Origin of the sequence: Arboricoccus pini, from assembly GCF_900187945.1 — a bacterium.
Lineage (GTDB): Bacteria > Pseudomonadota > Alphaproteobacteria > Geminicoccales > Geminicoccaceae > Arboricoccus > Arboricoccus pini.
On the sequence record NZ_FYEH01000012.1, the window covers coordinates 97163 to 118005 of the forward strand.

Here is a 20843-nt window from a genome sequence, read left to right on the forward strand (position 1 = left end):
TATGATTACCATCATGCGAGGCAAGAACTTCGCATCGTCATCAAAGAAGGCGAAAGAAATCAAACTTGACGTCAGGCGAGAGTATTTCAGGTCGCGCCTTGCGTTGGTGGGACGAGCCCGGAACTGGTCAGCGGGGCCGCGGGTAGCTGCGTTGTCTGCTTGGTGATGGAGATGTCGGGCGCAGGCGTCTGGCGGGCGGCAGCCTGGGCGCGTACCAGCTTCACGGCCAGATCGGCTGATGGAATATAGTCGAAATTGCCCTGTCGTCCTGCTAGCTCGATTCCAAAGGCCTTGAGTTGCGCTTGTAGACGCTGACTGGCCGCCATGACTCCCTGCCGGTAGAGAGGATAAGCGTGGCCGGTCAGACTATGCCCCAGAAGTTCCAGCGGTGCCTTGAGGAGGCCCGTCGCTTGCAATTGCCGGCTGATCGCCGCCAGATGTTCTTCCACGGGCTCCGCTGCGCCGTCCTTGCTGGTGATCTCGATGCTCATATGGTCGTGATCGTAACCCGCGTAGAAACGCGAATGCATCGTCAGTCGCTTCCAGCGGCCCTCGGCTGTAAAGTTGAAAAGGACGCCATGCGGCGTGTTCAGGCGTTCCGGTGCGCGGGCAAAGAGGGTGACCAGATCGAGGGTAGGGGGTGTCTCAATCGGCGTCAGTCCGATCAAGCGGGCCATGGCCTCGCCCGGAATGGTGCCGATGACGCGATCGCCCTGGATCTGCTGACCGTTCACCCGGAGGGCGAAACCGTCCGGAGTCCGTTGCAGGTCTTGCAGGTCTGCACCGGTAATGATCGTCACCCCATCCTGGCCAAGGAGTTCGCCGATCCGCGCATAGAGGGCTTCAAAACCCTGGCGCGGCCGGACGCAGGCCTGTACGGCACCGCTTTCGACCCGGCGCACACGCCGGCGCTGAAAGCGGCCACGAAGCGAAGCGGCGTCCGCTATCCAACGCATCCGTTTGCGGGCAAAATCGACGTCCACGGTGTGATCGGAGCTGCTGAAGAAGCGCTCGATATAGCCCTTGAGGCCCGTGCGCGCATAAATCAGGTTGCCCAAATAGAAGCGGGCGAAGTCGCCAGCCGAGCGCATGCGCGCGTAGCGAATTCGGCTAAGAAAGAGATCGACGGGTAGTGCTAGGAGTTCGAGTGGAGTTAGGTCTCGGACCAGTTCTCTGGGTTTGACGGGATAGGTCAAAACCGCCCCATGCGGGTTGATGCGACCAAAGCTTGGTTTGACGTCCTCGAACATCTCACCCACCTCGGCGAAGGTCTGAAGAAATGGGCCGCCGCGGGTGAAGAAGAACGCACCGATATCGAATGTGTAGTCCCCCTGGCTCCAGGACCGCTGATTGCCACCCAGCCGATCCTCCGGTTCGACAAGGCAGACGCGCTGCCCGCTACGCGCGAGGTCCCGCGCGTAGGTGAGGCCGGTGACGCCACCACCTAGGATGATGACATCGAAACGGCCAGTGTCCGTTCTCATGGCGAGGGCCCAACCACAGATTATTTTATCCTGTTAATTCACAGTAATGTTATCCACTATCAGGCGTATTTCCTACCATTAACAACGAACCAAGTTGCACTAATTATGTGTGGCGGTACCAGGCTAAGATAGAGGTGATGCGGCGAGGCCAGAGGCAAAAAAAGGCGCGCTTCGCGAGCGCGCCTATGAAACCTTGCGTTTTGCCTGAAACGCGCGAGGCGGATTAATTCTTAGGACGGACCGCCCACGACGAGCACGGGCCGGACAGAGGCCGCCAGGGGGCCTTGCGGCAGGGCTTGGCTCCGGCCCGTCACCAGATCGACGATTTGCGCCTTGCTGCCAAGGTCGGACGGTCGCGGTATCGAACCCGTGCCGTCGTTGGTCCAGAGGACATAAGAGGCCTCGCGCTTTGGCCCCTCGAAGCGAAGACCGTAGACCGAGCCCTCGCAGGGCGAGCAGATCGACTTGAAGGGCAGATCACCGACACGATTGAGCAGGTTCTTGACGATCGCGTAGCTGGGCTTTGGGTTGCCATTGAAATCGAGAAGACCGAATGTCTGCTCGGAATCATCATTGTTCGCGCCTGGCGCCATCATGGTGAAGAGATTCGTGTATTCTCCGGCCATGGCGCCCGTCAAAAGAATGCGCGTGTCGTGATTGATCTGGTCGTCGGCTGTCAGGTTCCACTTCTTGGCGACCGGCGTGCCCCATTCGCTGATGATGACGTCTTTCTTTTGCCCGCCCGCATCCAACATGTCATCGATCCGGTTGAGATCGGACAAGTAGGATTCAGGCAACCTTCGCCCATAGGGATGGAGACTGAAGCCGCTTGCGCAGCTAATCATGTCAGGCTGGAGGGCAGCCTTCGACCAGGTCCCGTAATGACCCAAGACATCCTTATCGATCGGCGTGCCGTTCATGCCCAGAACATAGATTTTGGCATCCGGCTTGACGGCCCGCATTGCCTGACAGCTGCTGGCAGCAAGCATGGCGTAGAGCTTGCCGTCGGGATTGGGCTTCCAGAACGTGCGCAGATTGGGCTCGTTCCAGATCTCGTAGCGAAACTCAGGTCCGTTATAGCGCTGAACGACAGCGGCGGCGAAGCGGGCGAAGCCGGCGACGGAATCCTTGCTGGCGGCCGCAACGGCATTGCCACCGTTAGGGGCGTCATAATTGTCATTGGGGCCAATCAATGTCAGCAGCGGCGATAGGCCGGCTGCGATGATCGGCCGTAGGCGCTGGTCGGTGACCCCCCAGTCATAGCGGCCCATGCTTTTCTCGACCTCGTTCCAACGAACGGCGATGCGGACGTGCCGCAGCCCCAGATCGCGGGCGCCAGCGATCTGGCGGTCGAGAGCGGGCTGACGAAGCATCTGGACGCTCCAAAGCGAGCGGAGGGTTGGCTCCGCCGCTTGGACGGACGGCGTCGCAAGACAAAGGGCTGTCAGGAATGGCAGGGCTACGAGTAATCGACGCATACGCAATGCTCCATACAGATCCGATTTGAGCCAAATTGGATCAGTTTGGTCCGCTTGCAAGTCGCCTTTTGGTATTCGATTAGCTGCGCTGTGAAGCTGCAAGAGCGGTCATGCCGGAATCGACATGCGCCCTCTCACGGTCAATCTGGCCTAGACGTGCTGATGAACGCTTGCTGGCGCCGAACGCATGCGGGGCCAGGATATAGGCGGCGAAGGCGTAGAGCATCGTGCGATGGATCGACGACGCGGACATGTCGCCGCCCAGCGCCATGGCGATCACGGTGCCTATCATGGCCATCGTCAATAGGCCCATCGCCACGCGGGTATCCAAATCCTCGCCTTTACCGGCACGACGTTCCATGAGGAGCTTGAGCCAGGGAAAAACCAGCCGTTTCAGCACGATGACGAGATAGAAGAACAGGCCGATGACCCCGACATTGGAGAGGATCATGCAAATCTCGCTCGATGGTCGATGCGTGCCGGCCCCGACGCCTAGGCCCCAGCTCTCGAAGAAGACCTTGAAGGCCATGATATTGAGGCCCATGCGGATGGCGAAGGAATCGCTGTCCGTCTTCTCAAACAGAACGCGATTTAAGATCTCGTTGGCCGCCCCTTGATAAACATAGTCGAAGACGAAAAAACCCAGGACCCCGAGCGCGATCATGGCAATGCCCACCCCGAGCATGGAGGTGACAGAGCGCCCTTGCATCGCCATGAACATGGCAGCGACGATGGCTAGGCCCACGAACGAGGTCGAGGAAGTCGAGATTACGAGGATCAGGATGCAAAGGAGGGCCAGGAGCTTGTGGCTGAGCTTCGGGTTCCAGGTACCGACCAGATAGCCCAACGCCGCCGTAAACCAACTGGCCAGCGCGGATGGCTCCGAGAAGGGACCGGAGAGACGGCTGAAATCCGCGGCTTCCTGCACGCCGAAGAAGCCACGCGTCTTATTGTGGAACACATTGGTGCTGAGGAAGTGATAGAGGCCGGGCGTAGCTAGTTGCGAGAGCGTAAGCGCCGCCGTCACGACGATCCCGATCTTCATCCACAAATCGACCTTAGCGGCATTCAACTTGGAAAATTGGCTGTAGAGCAGCAGCAGGACCACCATCTGCAGCACGAACGCGAAGAGCTGGACAATATTATAGGTCCCGGGCGCGACCGGGGTCGGAAAGCTGCTATAGGCGTTGACCGAATAAAATGCGTTCTGGAAGATTCGCGGCCCGACGATGGTGATCACGACGCACCAGACGAACATGCCGAGATAGGGAAGCACGAAGCCCAGCGTCGCCGGCGGATAGCGCAGGCCGCCGTAGACGGCGCGCAGGCAGACGCCAGCGATGACCGCCAGCAGCGACAGCTGATAGATACCGAAAAAGACCGGGCCCGCCTCGATCACGCTGCTGCCTGGAAAGGCAAGGGCGGCAAACAGCATGGGGATGAGCGTGGAGGCGGCGCAAATGATGCCCACCGCCAGGAACGGAATATTGAAGAGCAGGGCGATCGGATGCATCAGGTCGGCCTATCGGGCGGTTAAATATCGCGCATCAACGGCGCAGAACGGATTTGGGCGGCGCCATTTGTCCCACCCGTGATCAACCGATGGCATATTGATTGGGGGCGGCCAAGTGAAACACGTACCTGGGCTTCGGCATTGGGTTGAAAAATCGATTTAGGCGTACATGCGGTGATAGTCGCGGCGTAGCAGCTGAATATCGCTATCGAACCGGTCGAGCGCACGATTGAGGGCATGATCTGAACTCAACTGCGGCGTGGTGCGTGCGGCGGTCTTGAGGCTACGCGCCGCTCGTCGACGAAAGAGTCCCGCACCCAGGCGCTCGATGGTTGCCCGGTGAGGGCGTACGAGGGATCGGCCGGTCCGCCCGGCGATCGAGAATGTTTCGGCCATCTCGTAGAGCGAGGATGCCGCCAGCCGGTTCGGTTTCAGCTTGATATCGAGCGCCTCGGCCCAGTCATGCCACTTGAAATGATGATGGTGGTCGAGCGGCAGCATGGCCACCCAGGGCACGCGCAAAGCGTCGGCGACGATGGCGCCGTGCATGGCCTCGGCGATGATGAGCTCGCTCGCCTGCATATCCTCCAGCACGTCTTCGACCGACCGGCGGGGGTCGATGAGATGAACGTCCGCTTCGTTCGCGGCCTCTTCCCACGCACCACGCAGCAGACTTTCCCAGTGCGGCATGAAGGAGACGCGATGGCGCTTTTGCGGCGCGGGGTCGCGCCAGCGGTTGATCATGACGGCAAGGTCGGCCACCGCCTTGTCGGCTGGAAGGCCAAGGGCGGCCGCGGTGCGCGGGCCTCGCACATTATAGACCTGCCAGCTCGCGTCGAGCTTCGGCAAAGGCGTGTAGCCGCCATAGCCGCAGCCAAAGACGATCTTCTTGGATGAGGCGGGGTGCCAGTCGAAAAGGATGGATCCGATGCCCAAGAACAGCTCGCTTTCGTCCTCGTCGAAGAAATCGGGCAGGATCTTGGGCAGCAGATACTCGTTGAGCTCATCGCCAAAATTGCGATGTGAACCGCGGTAGAAATAATATTTCATCGGCCTTGCTCCAGTTATGCCAGACCGCGGGACTGCCGATCGACCTGCGGCAGGCGGCGCTCCTCTACGGGGTCGAGATTGATGGGACGGCTTGCCGTGTGGCGAACGGCGGCCAGCGCCAGCTTCAAGAACGCTTTCGTGTTCAAGGGCGAGAGGGGCAGGGCGCGAAATATGCGGGCCGTCGCCAGGGCGAGGCGCAGGCGGCCTTGAACGAAGCGGGCACGGCGATCGAGGGCGGCGTAAATGACCAGGCCGTGAAAATCGGTTTCGAAATGGTCTAGGACCTGAGCCATCTGATCATCATAGCGTTCGTCGGCGGCAAATCCCTGCTGCTGCTTTGTCGTGCCAACTGGTCGCGTGTGTTTGACGGCCACCGCGTCGACGATGGCGCTGCGATAGAGAGGCCGTTCGCTCACGCGCGACCAGATCAAGTCGATCCCGGTTTCCCAGCCTCGATCGAACAGGAAAGCGGCCTCCTTGAGGTAGCTGGCCCGGAAGAAGGGACACATCATTTCGACGAAGTTTGTGTAGCGCAGCTTGAAGCGATCGTTCTGCAGTAGGCCTACATAGGAAAGGTGGCTGTCCCAAGTAAGACTGGGCTGCCAAAGGTCGAGCTGATAGGCGGCACCGATCTCGAAGAGCTCATTGATCGTCGCGGCATCGGTTTCGATGTCGTCGTCGATCAGGGCAATGAAGGTATAGTCCGAGAAGATCGAGGGGCAGGCACGAAACAGCTTGTTTAGGCCGGCGATCTTGCGACCGGGTTGGTGGATGGTAATGACATTCGGATGCTCGACCTTTGGTGCCGCATCGTCATAGGCCGCGACGAGCATGTCGAAATCAGGTGCCGCGTTCCCCCGCAGCCAGGACGCGTGCAAGGAGTTCCGGCCCGCGCGAACGATGACCAGATGTTGAGAGAGGCGCGGCAGGCGGGCGTCAAGGTCTGTCATGCAGCGCGCCGGACTGGCAGTGCCAACGTATATCCGATTTCCACATCAGCACTGGCGTTTCGAGAATTGACATAACACCCGCAATGATACGCTTTTGCGAAACCGGTTAAACCAGAAAGGCTCAATTTCGAAACTGGCCACGCCATTGTTTGATCGCATCGAGAGGAAGATGGATCTCGGTGGCATCGTCACCGTGGATCCATCTTTCGATCGCCGGCAGGTCGGCGCGGTCGACAACCGGCAGGTTCGTATCCTTGCCAATCTCGGCCGCCCGGTTATCCACCGCCATGATCAGGCTGCGCTTGCCGCACTGCAGCGCGCGGATGCCGCCATGCAGCCGCGAGCCGACGAAATCGAGGTCTTCATTCTTGAGGGTCTGCGTATAATAGGCGACGTTGGGATCGGCAACCTTGATCCCGCGCAGACCGATCCCTTCCATATAGGCCATGTCGTCGCTTTGCTGCGGCCAGAAAATCAGTTGGTTGTAGTTGGCGCGCAGCAGTTCAACGAATGCGCGATCCGCCTCCAAATTGGCGCGGTAGTAGGTGAGCGTGAAGAGGACCGTGTCAGCCTTCTTGCGCGGGATCGCGGCGCAGCGCTCAGGGCTGAGCTTCCACATTGTAGGGCAGGCGGTGTTGACGACATTGGGGACAATCTCCCCGATGCGCTTTTGCGTGTAGCCGTCGCGGGCGGAATGGATGCCCTGCCGCGAGAGGACCTTCCTGTAGAGCCAGCGCGTGTAGGCGTCGGGCGGATCCATGTAGTTGCGCCAGCCCACGCCCATGAGGATGACGTCGTGCACCGAGCCGACGTCCCAGGGCACCAGCTTCCAGAGTGCGTGCCGGTGCATGCGCGAGGACATGATGTTGGTACCGCCGACGATGGCGAAGGCCGACTTCTTCAGCAGGCGCCGCGACACATGCGAGAGGTAGTCATGCGAGGCGACGGTGAAGACATAGGCGTCCGGCAGCGTCTCGTGCAGCTCTTCATTGACTGCATCGATGATGATCTGGTCGCCAAGATTGTCGGTCGCGACGCTCGTGTCGAATAATGTGATGATCTGCAATGGGGTGAGCTCTCGCGTTTATAGGGCAGTTTGTAATGTCAAATCCGACTCGGACGCGGTGGCCGGTAAATCGAAATGGGCGGATTGCTGATAGTCCTTGAAACGCGCGCGGCGCTTGAGACGACGCCAGGGCAGGACGTAGCGGGCTGTCAGTACGTTGCGGTTGCGCTCTTTTGTGAGCGCAGCGTGCTGCTGGGCGCTGAGCGGCTTGAAATAGGCGCCGAGAGAGGGGAAAGATCGACGATGCGCCTCGTAGTCGCTCTTGAAACGATCATACCAGGGAAAGCCGAAGAAGTGCCAAGGTTTCATACCGCCCGTGAAATGCAGCAGGCGGGGCTGGCAAAGGTTGTGCGCGCCGACCAGGGCGTAGTCGGTGATAAAATTATAGCAAGGTGAGACGACGAGACGCCGGCCCCGACAGACGGCGTTCAGGGCACTTTGGTCATGATAGCGGCAACGTTCCGAGTTCTCGACGAAATAGGCGAGGGCTTCGGCGGCGATGTCCTTCCAGGATTCGCGCCGGAACGCCAGGACGCCAGCATTGAAATAGTCACGGGAATCACCGATGCCGATTCCGTCCAGATACGCACGGGTACCCTCCCAGTAGGAACCGCCGTCGCCATCATAGATCCAGGGCGAATCGTTGGCGGCGGCAATCATGCCGGGCGGAACGTCCAGGCCCAGGAGAGGGCGGATATCCCCGGCCATGAACGTATCGCCGTCGATATAGACAATGTGCTCGGCGTTGCTCGGCAGATAGGGGTAGAGCGCCAAGCGGCCCAACGTCGATGTTGGAACGTGCGTCTTGTTGAAACTCGTATCGTCGCGAAGATATTCCTTGCTGTCGAGCCGCACGAACTGAAAACCGCGGGCGGCGAAATCCTGCTCCAGCGCGGTGATCTCGGCCAATTCCATATCGATGAAATAGATGATGATCGCAGCTTCGTCCGGCGTCACCTGCGCACGCACTTGCGAGGCCGCGACCATCGTCGGGAAGACGAAGCCGCGGTCGGTAACGAAGACTACCGCGCGTGTGGTCAAGAGACATATCCTTATTGCAGGGGCGAAGGGGCGGTGATTATCAGGTGGTGGCCGGTCTCCGCCGCAGGAAGCCTTTGATCTGGCCGATCTGTCCTCGCATCTGGGCGCCGCCAAAGCCCAGGAGGGCCAAGGCGTAGACGAGCGCGGCGACGCCGACCATGACGGCCAGCGACAGGAGCGGGGAATTGATCCGGTCGCGGAGTATTAGCTGCATGATCAGGACCGCCGCGCCCATGACGAGCGAGGCGAAGAAAGGGGCGGCGATGCTCTTGAAGGTCTTGAGCATGCTGACGCCCTGGACGCGTTGCAGGGCATACATCTGGAGCGGTGTCGTCACATAGGCACGCACCACATAGGCGCCGGCCACGGCAACGAGGCCATAGGGCGCGGCCAGCAACGAGAGGCTGACGGTCAGGACGACCTGGACCAGGGCCAGCTTCGAGATCGTGGCGGAACGACCGAGGGCCGCCAACGCCGGCGAGGTGAAGAAACCGATCGTGAAAGGGAGCGCCATGCAGGAAATGACGCGCGCCACGTCGACGCTGGCGGTCCATTGCGGGCCGAACAGGAGGACGATGGCATCGCCGGCCACCAGGCCGAAGCCGGTCAGGGCCGGTAGCGAGAAGATCGCAGCCGTGCTGATCAGCCGGCGATAGGCGACGTCGAAGCCGGCCGGATCGTTCTGCAGACGTGAGAGGGTAGGCAGAGCCACGGTCGAGAAAGGCTGGATGGTCCCCTGTGCAATCACCTCGGTCATCTTCCAGGCCGTGCGGTAGATACCGACGGCCGCTGAGCCGATGAGCTTGCCGACGATGACGTCCTGCACGCGGATCAGCAGCATGAAAAGCAGCTGCGTGATGAGCATGTTGGAGCTGAAAGCGAAAAGAGCCTTGAGCTGGTGTGCCGAGAATTGCCGTCCCGGAATCCAGGGATAGGCGCGCCAGGCCAGGATGGTGCCCACCACCTCGAAGACGAATCGCTGGACGACGAAAGCCCACACGCCCCAGCCCAGATAGGCGGCAACAAGGGCAGCGCCGCCACCGACGATACCGCTGACGATCGACCGCAAAGCAACGGTCTTGTGGCCGAACTCACGCAGCCGCAGGCTCATATGTGAGGCGCCGGCCGCCGAGATCGGCAGCATGAAACCCAGCACCTTGATGAGGGGGGCTACTGCCGGGACCTCGAGCAGTCGCGCGATCGGATCGGCCAGTACCAATCCGGCCAGGGCCAGGATCGTGGCGAAGCCAATATTGGCCCAGAAGACCGAATCGCGTATTCGGTCTGTGATCTTCGGCTCGCGGATAAGTGCATCCATGAGGCCGGCGGTCGTGATGATCTTGCCGACCTCGGCGTAAAGATAGGCCAGCGCGAACACGCCGAAGGCTGTGGGCCCCAGCAGCCGCGCCAGGATCGCGAAGAGCACGAAGTTGAAGGCCTGATCCGTTCCCAGGCGGACGAACGTCCAGATCGCCGAACCGAACGCCTTATGCTTGAGCGTCCCTATGGGTACGTCGTCGCTCGGCGGAGCGGGAGGCGGCGTGCTCAATGGAAAAATTCCTTAAGTCCGCTGCTGGCACGCGACTTACGTGCTCGTCACTCCGCCAGCCGGCTGGCCGGGAATCAATGCCCGGCTCCAAAAAGTAATATGACACTGAATGTCAGGCCTGGATACGCGCCTTTGGACGACAAATCCAGCGACAGGCTGACGACGCTGGCGCATCGTCAGCGCTGTTTTATGCAGGGCTTAGAAGAACCGCTGTTGCACGTCGATCACGTCGCCGGGCAGGATTGCATCTGTTGGCTGGGCCAGTGCACCTGGAGCCGATGCGCCGCCACGATGGACGATGATCTTGTTCTCGTTCGCGCGGAAGGTGTAGCCACCGGCTGTCGCTACGGCTTCCAGCACCGACATGCCGTTCTCATAGGGATAACGGCCGGGCGTCTTGACCTCGCCCAGGATGAAGAAGGGACGGTATGTCACGACCTGGACGCCGACGCGGGGATCGGTCAGATAGCCACCGCTCTTGAGCGACTTGGTGAGCTCGCTCTCGATCGCGGACGGGGTCTTGCCCGCGACCTTGACCGTGCCGACGAGCGGCATTGGGAAAGCACCCGTGGCATCGATGTCATATTCGCCCGAAAGATCGTCATAGCCATAGACGTTGACCCGGATGCGATCGCCCGTCCCCAGCGTATAGGGTTGGTCGGGCGTCGAGCCCGGAGGCGCCACGCTGGCCAGGGGCGGGTAGTCCTGGGTTGCGCAGGCCGCGAGTGACAGGGCGCCCAGAAGCATCAGTCCGAGGCTGCGACGCGTCGGGTGGTACATGCCGGTTGCGGGCGGCGTTTTAACGAGGCTCTTCATGGTCTTGCCGTCTCTGTTGCAGCCAAAGGATGGTCAAAATGACAGGGTTATCCCGGTCAGGAAAACATTGCGGGCATAATCCGCGTCATCGGCATTCGTCAGTCGCTTACTAAACATGTAATTGGCGTCATACGACATGCGTCGATTGATAAGCCAGCGTGCACCGACACCGGCCTGGAAGGTGTTATCGGAGCGGGAGGTGTCCAGATAGTCATCACGTATATAGCGAGTTGTGGCCGTTAGGAAAACGTTCGGTCGCAAGGCGTGGATGACGGTCAGCCCTAACTGTTTGTAGGAATCCGTCGATGCTGTGTCGTCATCGACGGTAAGCGTCGTCTCCTGCAGGGTCGTGCGTCCGTTCAGGATGACCGAGGTAAGCTCGGTCGGATTCCAGGTCAGGTTGAGATCGGACTGAAACCCGGTGACGTCATTGAGATCGGTGCCGTCATAGGCACGATAGACGAAACCCAGATCGAAGGAGCCGTACAGCAGGCCGGTGATGTCGATGTCCGTACCGACGCCGCCGAAATAGGTGGTCGAGCTGCGCTTCACGCCGTTGTTATTGACAGATTGGTCGTAATCGTTGCGCCGCACCGTCGTGATGCCATAGGCGGCGATGTTGGGCGAAACCTGGTAGCCGGCGCGAACGCCGACCTGCGTCTGGATGCGATTACGGTCCGAGACATCCTCGCTCGGATTATCGAAACTCAGATACTGGGCCGAGCCGGTCCCCTCGAGAAAGAGCCGGTCCAGCCCTTTGTGATAGGTCAAGGTGCCACCGGTCGCGGTGATGGTCGTAAGCTTGCGGAAGGCTTCCTGATCCGCGGAGGTCCGATCCTCATGGTAGCGCGTAACGCCGAACGTCGCCCCGACACGGTCCTGATCGAAGACGTTTTGGATGGCCGACGCCCGGGCGTAGAGATCGGTATAATTATTATCGGTCTGATCGACGTACCTCGCGACCTCGCCACCGGCTTGCATGCTGATGAAGCGATTGGGAAGCTGCGAGGTGGCGGTGATGCTCGGCGTCACGATTAAAGTGGTGTCGCCGTCCTTGTTGTGGTCGCGCGCAAAGACGTTGTCGTCGAAGCGCAGACCTGTGCGGACCGAGGGCAGGATGATGAAAGTACCAGCGACGATGCCGAGCGGCTGGTACTCCTCCTGGTTCTGGTCGACCGTGGTGTTAGCCGGATCGGGCAGCCGCAGGGTCTGGGCCTGGGCGACCGAAGCGGCTGACAGCATGGCCAGCGCACTACCGACCGACAGACGCAAGGCGCGGTCGAGGCGGCGGCAGCGGCGCCCGAACGAAGGAAGGCGAGCAAGCGTCGTGTTAACGATCATTCTCAATTCTTGGTTGTGGCGCGGGTGAGGTCAAGAAGTTCGGTGATGCCGCGCTCGACCCGGGCGCGACCGGATTGCATTGCTGCATCGTTGTTGGCAGCGAGCGCACCTTTGATGATCGCGACGATCTCGCCCGTGCCGCTCGTCTTGAAGGTATCGGGCTTGAGCTGGCGCAACGGCATTTCCAGCGCTCGATAGAAGGCTTCGAGTTTGCGCACCGGACCGAGCGCGATGCTTGGAATGCCGAATGCCTCAGCGACGATGCACGCATGCAGGCGCGGCGAGATAACCAATCGGTGCGGCGCGATCAGGGCTGCCATTTCCGCTGGCGTGGTCGGCCGGGCCGTGGAGGGAACGTCATGGCCGATGCGCTTAAGATGGGCTGCCACCTTGGCGCAATAGGCATCGTCCTCGAAAGCGCCGTTCGTGAAGAGCACGGGCTCTAGACCACATTCGCTGCTGGCCTGAACGAGATCCTCGTAGACGCTGAGCCAAGCTTCGGGCGTGAGGCCCTCGGACACGCTGCCGGAATAGCCGAGATTGATCGGATCGGCGACGTTGATGCCGATCGTGGTGGACGTCGTGCCAGGTGCGCGATGGCCGTAGACCTCGTTCGCGACGATCGCCGGGTCTGGAATGACCCCGTAAGCCGGGAGCTTGTCCGGCGAGATTTGCGCCGTGAGTGAATCCATCGATGTCGCATCCCTGACCGTGACCTTGCGCAGGAACGGTGACGTCAAGGCGCGCTTGAAAAGCTCGCTTCCTACGCGCGACCAATTCCGGCTGGCCCCAACACAGACGATCGTATACGGGATTGCCAGCTTGTCGAGACAGGAAGCCATCGTCTCGACTTTGATCGGGAAATTCAGGTCGACATCGTCGAGCAATTGTCCCCCGCCAATCAGGGCGGCATCGACGCCGCGCAGCTCTTCCGCCCAGCGTTGGGCCAGCTTGCGTTTCACCTTGATCGTCAAGATCGCGCGGACGAGATTCTGGCGAAGGAAGGCCGGCAGGCGGTGGGCGACCGACATAAATAGCTGCCGGCCATGCTCGCGCTCGATGAAATCCTCGCGCCCGGCGAGGTCGATCCGCACGACCGTGGCGCCCGGCTCGAGCTTGGCAACGAGATGGGCCAGGCATTCGGAGATGACGCCGTCGCCAAGATTCGGGCTGTAGGGCAAGCCGCAAATGGCAATCTTACGGCGGGACATCGGCGCAGCGGGCATCGCTCGGGCGTTGCCGGAGGCCAGATGTTCCTCGGATCTCATATCAGGCTACCTTCTTGACCGTGGTTGTCGCAAGAATGCGATCCAGGAGCGTTTCTGAATTGCGGTTCACGTCATAAAATTGCACGGCCCGCTGACGGGCCGCCTGCCCGAGGCGTCGGCGCAGTGCTGGATCGTCGACCAGCCGACGGAGGGCAGCCGTCAGCGCTGGCACGTCGTTCGAGGGAACCAGGAGTCCCGTCTGTTCGTCCTGGACGATATCGGGGATGGCGCCCACGTTCGAGGCCACGACGGGCAAGCCGGCGGCCGCAGCCTCGATCAGGACGAGGGGCGATAGATCCTCGCGCGAGGGCAAAACGAAAATGTCGAGCGAGGGGAGGAAATCCTTCATAAGCTCGGCATGCGGCACATTGCTGCGGAAACTGACGCCCGGCAGGTCGTCGCGATGCGCGCTGGCCTGGGTGACAACCTCGAGCGTCGAGCCGCCGCCGAGCCGGCCGAAGGCCTCGACCAGGATGTTGCCGCCCTTGCGATTGAAGTCGTTGCCGATGAAGCCGATCTTCGCTTGGCCAGCCAAGTCCTGACCGGGCTGTGTCGCCAGCGGCGCATTCAGGCCATCGAAGTGAATGAGTGGCGGGCAGATCGAAACCTTCCGGGGATCGATGCCGTAATCCTCGACAATCGAGCGGGCGATTGTCTCGCCGGAGCCGAAAACATGGCGGGCCTTTTCGAAGATTCGCCGTTCGAGGTCGAGATCGGCTTGGCGAAAGCCGCGTGCGCCAAAGCGACGTTGCGCCAGGGCGATGGTCACGTCCGCGTAGACGCTAAAGGGCAATGAAAAGGACGCAGGCAAGGCCGCGGCAGCGGTGAAATGGCCAAGAAACAGGGCCGCTTCGTACCGATGTGCCGCCATCTGCCTGGCCAGCGGCTGCTTGAGTACCCAGCCCGCCATCTGCGCCTGGCTGACCAGACTGAGCCGCCGATGCAGGGGCCCCGGATAGATATCCTTAAGCAGGATGCGCAGGGGCCGGGGCGAGGTGTATTTGAGGATGTCGAGCTCGATATCCCCACGCTGCTCGACGATTGGTCCAAGCGAGGCCAGCTGCGTGCGCCAGCCAAGCGCGTCGACGGCAACGACCAGGATGCGATCCTTGTCGTTGGTCATGTTTTCCCCTGCCGCCATTCCTAATCCCAGCTGTCGTGACGAAGCGAGGTCTTCCGCAGGGCCGTCAGGCCCTGACAGGAAAACCGCCGCCTTTTGTTCCGGCATAGCGCCCATAGTCCCGGCGCGCACTGGGCTGAGGCGCGCAATTCAGGATGGCCAGCACCTTGCTCATGCTGGAGCCAAGCATCATGCGCAGGCCTTCCTGGGCATCACGGTCGCGCGTGACGCCCGCACGGAAGACGTAGAAGAGCCGATCGCACCAGTTGCTGAGCATCAGCTGCTCGCTGCCGACCAGGAGCGGCGAGCTGTCGATGATGACCAGATCATACTCGTGCTCGACGCGGGCCTTAAGCTCCTCCAAGGCACGCGACTGCAGGAACAAAGTGGGCTCGTGGTTCGGGCGCTTGTAGCTCAGGAGATCGATGCCGATCGAGTCGACGCGGGTGATCGCCTGGTCGAGCGTCGCCCGGCCGGCCGTTACGTCCTCGATGCCGTAGTCGAGCCTGGCATCGAAGAGGCGACCGATCGAGGGCTTCAGCGAGTCGAGGTCGATAAGGAGGACCCGTTCCTGGGCGCGGACCGCGAAGGCCGCCAGGGCCGCCGCCAGGCTGGACTTGCCTTCCTTGGGATTGCTCGAGATCAGCTGCACCACTGCCGCACTGCCTCGATCATGCTTGCTCATCCGTGCGGCGACGTAGAGCCGCCGCAACTCGGTCAGGAAGATCGGGAAGCGGCGACCGCGCTCCAGATCGGACATGAAGTTGCGCGATCCCAGCCGCGACATCCGCGGAAAGACGGCCACCACCGGCAGATGAAAGCGGCTCTCGATGTCCGTCGCGCTGTCGATCACCTTGCTGGATGTGCTGAGCGCGAAGGCCAGGGCACTGGCGAGCAGGGCCGACATGAAGGTGCCCGCGATAATGATGACGGCGCGCGAGAGCGAGCTCGGTGACAAAGGCAGGGCCGCCGGCACGAGAATGCGCGCATCCGGCTGCAGGACGGTCGCCTGATCCTCGCTTTCCTTCAGCCTGCCGAGGAACTGCTCGTAGAGCGTCCGGCTGGCGTCGGCGCGGCGCTCGAGCTCACGCAGCTTGACGGAGCCATCTTCCTGCCGCCGGCTTTCAGCCTTCAGCTCGTTGATGCGGCCTACCAGGGCCGCCTCGCGATCACGCTGGACGGTAAGGTCACTCTGCAGCGAATTGACGATGCGATTGACCTGACTCTGGATCTGTTGCTCCAGATCGCGCCGGGACGATTGCAGATCCTTGACTCGTGGATGGTTGGGCCCAAGGCTCTGCGTCAGGGCGGCGACCTGTGAATCGATGTCCGCCTCGCGCTCGCGCAGCCGAGAGATCAGGTCCGACTGTACGACCTGGGTCAGGGCCGAGAAATTCCCGCCGCCGCTGCGGACGCGATTGACTTCGACCATCTCCGCCTCGACCGTGGCGCGGGCGGCCTGGACGGTAGCCAATTGCTGGCTAAGGTCGTTCAGTTGCTGGTCGACCAGCGTGGCGCCGGTATTGTCATTGCGCTGCAAGAGATTGTTGTTCGCGCGATAGGCCTCGATCTCCTGCTCGGCGTCCACGAGCTCGTGGCCGAGCTGATTGACGCGGCCTTGAAGCCAGACCTGGGCGCGCAGGCTCTCGGCGACCTTGTCGTCGACCTGGCTCTGCAGATAGCGGTTCGAGACGGCGTTAACCACGTCGATCGCCAGCTGCTTGTCGATCGAGGGATAGGCGACGCTGACCGAGTAGGACTTGCCGACTGCAGCGACATTCAAATCGTTCTGGATCATGTCGATGACGCGCTGACGGCGCGCTTCCGCCGTCTCGGGCGGGTCCTGCGTCGGCGGCGGGATAATTAGCCCGCCCAGCGTCTGCACGATCTTTGGACCAGTCGCGACATAGTTCTGCAGATTCGCGATCCAGGCCTGGTAGAAGCGCGGCGGCTGATCGAGCTTGCTCTTGATGACCGGATTATTCAGGAGGTTGAGCTGGTCGACCACCTTGCCGATCGACGCATCGGATTGGATGACCCGCATCTGCGTCTCGATGAAAGCGCTGTCGACAGGCAGCGTGTCCAGCGTGCTGCGGTCCAGCGTCACGATCTGCATCTGACGCGGTTCGAGCATGATCTGGGTCGTGGCCGTATAGACCGGGTCCCGCGTCAGCGCGAAGATCGTCGAGAAAACGAACCCCAGCAGGGTGAGGCACAAGATCAGGAGCCAGTGCCGCTTCAGGGCCCCATAGGCCGCCGGCAGGTCGATCTTGAAATCCTGCTCCTCCGGTATGGGGCGGGGCAGCGTCATGGAACCTTGCTGCGTGTACGGCTGGAGATTTGCCATCAAGACGATCCAGTGAAAATTTGACGTAATCTTGGACGACAACGAAAATAATATCGGAACAAACTGCGGTCGCTACCGAAATGCCCCGCTCGCGTCGACCTGCCGCCTCGCCTTTTGCAAGACTCAGGCGGCAATGCGTTCGGGCAGCTTGCTACCCAATGCGCGGTATATATCGGTCAGGCCGTCCAGATAGCGCGAATTGGTGAAAGGTGCCTCCCGGTACTTCGCGAATCCGGTCACACTTAAAGCACGAACTGCATCGTCGCTGGCTAGCGCCTGCATCTTGCGCGCGAGATCGGCAGGGTCACCGCTCTTGAAAGCCATGCCGCCGCCCAGTTCCAGGATCTTGTCCTTCATAAGCACGGCATCGCTGACAAGTGCCGGAATGCCCCGGCTGACGGCCTCGAACATCGATAGACCGAAGGTTTCGGGCCAGACTGAGGGAAACACGATGGCTCGCGCCCGCGCGAAACGTCGTGCCACTTCCTCCTTGTCGACCCAACCCGAAATATCGGCGTCCGGCGCGGCGGCCAGCACGGCGGCACGACGCTCGCCGTCGCCGACGATCAGCGGCCGCACCCCCAAAAGGGCACAAGCCTTGGCATAGACCTCAGCACCCTTTTCGGCACTGAGCCTGCCTATGAAGACGATGTCCTGGTTTCTTTCAGCCGGGATACGCTCCGCCGGGGCCGTCGCCACGGGATTCTCGAGTACGAAGAACCGGGCATTGCCATTCAGGAATGGACGGGAAAGTTCGCGCTGGCGCTCGCTGAAGACGATATAGTTGCGTAGCGTCTGGGGAAAGCCGACCAGGGCACGGGCCGCGGTGTGCTTCACATAGCGATAGACCTTGAAGCCACGGTTCCGACTGTCGCAGTCGGTGAGCGCGCAGGCGACGCCCAGCGGCTTGAGGGTACAGATCTGGCCTGTCTTGAAATTGAAATAGCCACCATTCGGACAGAAGCTGAAATGGTCGTGCATCGTCAAGACGACCCGGTCCATGACAGGCCGGAGCGCGCCAAAGATGCTGGGCGAAAGAATGCGCGACCAGCCATGCACGTGAAAAACCGTTTCGGGCGGCAACTCCGCGATCAACGATTTGATTGTTGCGTGGGCGCGGCTGTTCCAGATCCCATTGATCGCCGCCCGCTTGCGGTCCGTGGCGCGGATCAGCTCCTGCTGATCGAGCTTGATGCAGCGAATGCCCCGCTCGGCCAGCATCGGCGTCACCTGCTCGGCGCCGCATACATAGACGACCTTGTAGCCGCGCGCGGCCATCCCTTCGGCCGTGGCCAGAGCGATGGTGGTCTGACCGCCCAGCGGCAGGCCCAGATCGTTGATGACGCAAATCGTCGTCATGACACGCCGGAAGTGGCGTCTTGACCACCCGCATCCATGTCCGCCGCGATCCGGGCTGCCCGGGTGGGCTGGCCATCCTGGTGCAGCCGCCGCCGATGCTCCTCGTATTTACGCTCGACGAAGGTCGAGAAGCGATCCTTGAAGATCTCGACGTCGAAATGCCGCGCGAAGTCGATCATCCGCGCAGCGTCGAACGCCACGCCAGTGGTCTCAAATTCGCCGATCGCCCGTATCATCGATTCGACCGTCTGTTCGGCGAACATGTAGCCCGTCTTGCCGTCCACCACGTAGTCCAACGCTCCACCCCGCCCGAAGGCGATCACCGGCCGCCCCGAGGCCATCACCTCGATCGGTACGATGCCGAAATCCTCTTCGCCCGGAAACAATAGTGCCCGGCAATTGGCATAATGCCAGCTCAAGACGTCATGCGGCTGGCGGCCAAGGAAAGTCACCGTCGGCCCGGCCATTTTCTGCAGTCGCGCCCGCTCCTCGCCGTCACCGATGACGACCAGGCGTTTGCCCAGGCGGTTGCAGGCCTCGACCGCCAGATCGACGCGCTTGTAGGCCACGAGCTCGCCGCAATAGAAATAGAAATCTTCGGGATGCTCGACTGCATAAAACTGCTTCGTATCAACCGGCGGGTGAATGACCTCAGCCTCACGTCGATAGAATTTCTCGATTCTGTGCGCCACCTCCGAAGAGTTGGCGACAAAATGATCGACCCGGTCGGCGGAAAGCCGGTCGGCGGCGCGCAGATAATGCGCCCCCAACTCGAAGACTTTGCGCGTCAAAAAGCCTTTGCTGCGCACATAGTCGTAATACATGTTCCAGACATAGCGCATCGGCGAATGACAATAACAAATGTGCAACGTTCGCCAGCTCGTCACGATGTTCTTGGCTGGCCCCGACTCGCTCGAGATGACGAGGTCGTAGTCGTTGAAATCGAATTGCTCGAGAGCATACGGCATGAAAAGAAGGTAATACTGGTAATATTTCTTAGCGAGGGGCAGCCTGCCAATCATGCTGTCCTCAATGCGTGAACCCGGAAACAACTGGTCAGTCAGCGCTTTGTCGTGGACATGCGTATAAATGTCACTTTGCGGGTATTCTTCCTGGACAGCCTTCAGGACGCGCTCGCCACCGCGATTCTTGGTCAGCCAATAATGTACCAAGGCTGTCTTGATCTCATTCATCAAGCACTACCCATCCCTAACGGCCGGCAGGAACCTTGCCGGGAAAATACACATAAAAATATAAGAAATAAATCGAAGCTTTTAGCGTAGCCCGCCGCGCGGCTCGCTGTCAAATTCATCCGCCGGGCGCGTTGCTCCGCGCCACAAGCGCAAATACGTCACTAATGCGTGAATTCAACGCTTGGAGAGGCTTTCGGGATAGCGATAACCTATTTTTAATCCTCAACCTGTGGTAGTGCGTCTGTCACTATCAGCGAGTGTAGAGCGATGACAGATCTAGCGAGCGAATTATCCAGGAGCCGTACACTTCCGGCCCTCGCGCACGCATTCAACCGCAAGGCGCCGACAGTCGTCAACAGCATCATGTTGCATCGCGGCAATTCACGTCCGCTAATCGAACTCGAAGCCCATTTCGTCAAAACCACGGCATCCATGCCTGAACATGCCGATGTCGCCTGGTCCGATTGGCTCGTCGATAGGCGCCATGGTCGCCATCGGCGGACCCGTCAAGGCTCTCTGTTGTCGATCTCTTTGGCCATGACCATCCTCGGCCTTGCCGTCATAGCTTCCGTCCTCCGCCTCCTGATCTGAGTCCGGCGCCAAGGAAATTCAGACTAGCGCCAAGCGCGCCTTTCAACATTTCACAACGCTCGCCGCCCAGGCATGCGACCAGAGGGCAGCGGCTCGTCACTGCGAGACAGCAGGGATGCCTCCGGCGGCCAGGGGGCACCGCCCCCTGGACCCGGGTTGGGTGGGGTTGTCGCTCGCGGGTGAGGTCCGAGCCTTGCCGGGCAGGATCACGAGGGCGGGCCGGTTCCATAGCGGCCGATCTTCCTCGCACCCTGCAAGCGTATCGCCGCCTGCATGCTCTCGGCCGGCCGCTCGTGCCAGTACCGCGCCACACCACGCGCCACCGCCTCAAGGCGAAGCGAGGGCAGCGCGTTCGGACCAAGGCCCGTACCCATCCGCTCGGCCTCGGACGCCAGCTTGTCCGCCAGCCGGTTCAACTCAGCCCGGTTGTCCCGCTCAACCCGGCGCAGATCGGCCAGGGCCAGCGCTTCCGCCTCCTCCTGGTGCTCGGGTATCGCCGCGCAATGGCTCCAGTCGCCCGGCGGCTGGCGCGGTTCGGCCGGCGGTGCGGCCTCGCGACGCTCGGGCCTGGGCTGCGTCTCACGCGCGGCGGCCTCGGCCCGGGCGACGAAGCGCTCGGCCATGCTCCGGGCCGGATCGCGGCCCCGGTGCTGCTCATGGAGGACGAACATGGCGAC

Annotated in this window: 15 protein-coding genes and 1 pseudogene; all 16 read right to left on the reverse strand. The window is 61.2% G+C overall.

The genetic code is table 11. The features are described from left to right. Positions 1-86: 86 nt before the first annotated feature. The gene (locus CFB17_RS15165; protein ID WP_088562414.1) at positions 87-1484 is read right to left on the reverse strand and encodes a protoporphyrinogen/coproporphyrinogen oxidase; all 1398 of its coding nucleotides are present in this window, start codon (positions 1482-1484) and stop codon (positions 87-89) included. 230 nt (positions 1485-1714) lie between these two features. Beyond that, on the reverse strand, positions 1715-2857 hold the full coding sequence (locus tag CFB17_RS15170) for a hypothetical protein (protein WP_133063926.1): 1143 nt from the start codon (positions 2855-2857) through the stop codon (positions 1715-1717). Between the two features lie 184 nt (positions 2858-3041). After that, the gene (locus CFB17_RS15175; RefSeq protein ID WP_088562416.1) at positions 3042-4475 is read right to left on the reverse strand and encodes a hypothetical protein; all 1434 of its coding nucleotides are present in this window, start codon (positions 4473-4475) and stop codon (positions 3042-3044) included. A 159-nt stretch (positions 4476-4634) separates the two neighbouring features. Next, a complete protein-coding gene (locus tag CFB17_RS15180) occupies positions 4635-5525 on the reverse strand; it encodes a polysaccharide pyruvyl transferase family protein (RefSeq protein WP_088562417.1) in 891 nt (296 codons plus the stop codon). A gap of 14 nt (positions 5526-5539) precedes the next feature. Continuing rightward, positions 5540-6475 (reverse strand): hypothetical protein, encoded by a 936-nt coding sequence (locus tag CFB17_RS15185; RefSeq protein WP_088562418.1) that lies wholly within the window; start codon positions 6473-6475, stop codon positions 5540-5542. A gap of 121 nt (positions 6476-6596) precedes the next feature. Then, on the reverse strand, positions 6597-7541 hold the full coding sequence (locus CFB17_RS15190; RefSeq protein WP_088562419.1) for a polysaccharide pyruvyl transferase family protein: 945 nt from the start codon (positions 7539-7541) through the stop codon (positions 6597-6599). 18 nt (positions 7542-7559) lie between these two features. After that, a complete protein-coding gene (locus CFB17_RS15195; protein ID WP_088562420.1) occupies positions 7560-8582 on the reverse strand; it encodes a glycosyltransferase family 8 protein in 1023 nt (340 codons plus the stop codon). 40 nt (positions 8583-8622) lie between these two features. Next, positions 8623-10131: a lipopolysaccharide biosynthesis protein gene (locus tag CFB17_RS15200; protein ID WP_088562421.1), complete on the reverse strand. Its 1509-nt coding sequence runs from the start codon at positions 10129-10131 to the stop codon at positions 8623-8625. A gap of 198 nt (positions 10132-10329) precedes the next feature. After that, a complete protein-coding gene (locus CFB17_RS15205) occupies positions 10330-10947 on the reverse strand; it encodes a polysaccharide biosynthesis/export family protein (RefSeq protein WP_088562422.1) in 618 nt (205 codons plus the stop codon). A 33-nt stretch (positions 10948-10980) separates the two neighbouring features. After that, positions 10981-12288, reverse strand: a complete 1308-nt coding sequence (locus CFB17_RS15210; protein WP_088562423.1) for an outer membrane beta-barrel protein — start codon at positions 12286-12288, stop codon at positions 10981-10983. A gap of 2 nt (positions 12289-12290) precedes the next feature. Then, positions 12291-13556 carry a polysaccharide pyruvyl transferase family protein gene (locus CFB17_RS15215; protein ID WP_088562424.1) on the reverse strand — a complete coding sequence of 422 codons (1266 nt, stop codon included), beginning with the start codon at positions 13554-13556 and terminating at the stop codon, positions 12291-12293. Position 13557: 1 nt separating this feature from the next. Continuing rightward, positions 13558-14697, reverse strand: a complete 1140-nt coding sequence (locus CFB17_RS15220; protein WP_165769641.1) for a glycosyltransferase family 4 protein — start codon at positions 14695-14697, stop codon at positions 13558-13560. A gap of 46 nt (positions 14698-14743) precedes the next feature. Then, positions 14744-17023: a GumC family protein gene (locus CFB17_RS15225; RefSeq protein WP_088562426.1), complete on the reverse strand. Its 2280-nt coding sequence runs from the start codon at positions 17021-17023 to the stop codon at positions 14744-14746. A 123-nt stretch (positions 17024-17146) separates the two neighbouring features. Then, positions 17147-18382: a glycosyltransferase family 4 protein gene (locus tag CFB17_RS15230; RefSeq protein ID WP_088562427.1), complete on the reverse strand. Its 1236-nt coding sequence runs from the start codon at positions 18380-18382 to the stop codon at positions 17147-17149. Next, a complete protein-coding gene (locus CFB17_RS15235; protein ID WP_207762120.1) occupies positions 18379-19575 on the reverse strand; it encodes a glycosyltransferase in 1197 nt (398 codons plus the stop codon). Before CFB17_RS15235 ends, CFB17_RS15230 begins: the two co-directional genes overlap by 4 nt. A gap of 797 nt (positions 19576-20372) precedes the next feature. Further along, a pseudogene (locus tag CFB17_RS19270) lies at positions 20373-20843 on the reverse strand (hypothetical protein); the annotation flags it as partial.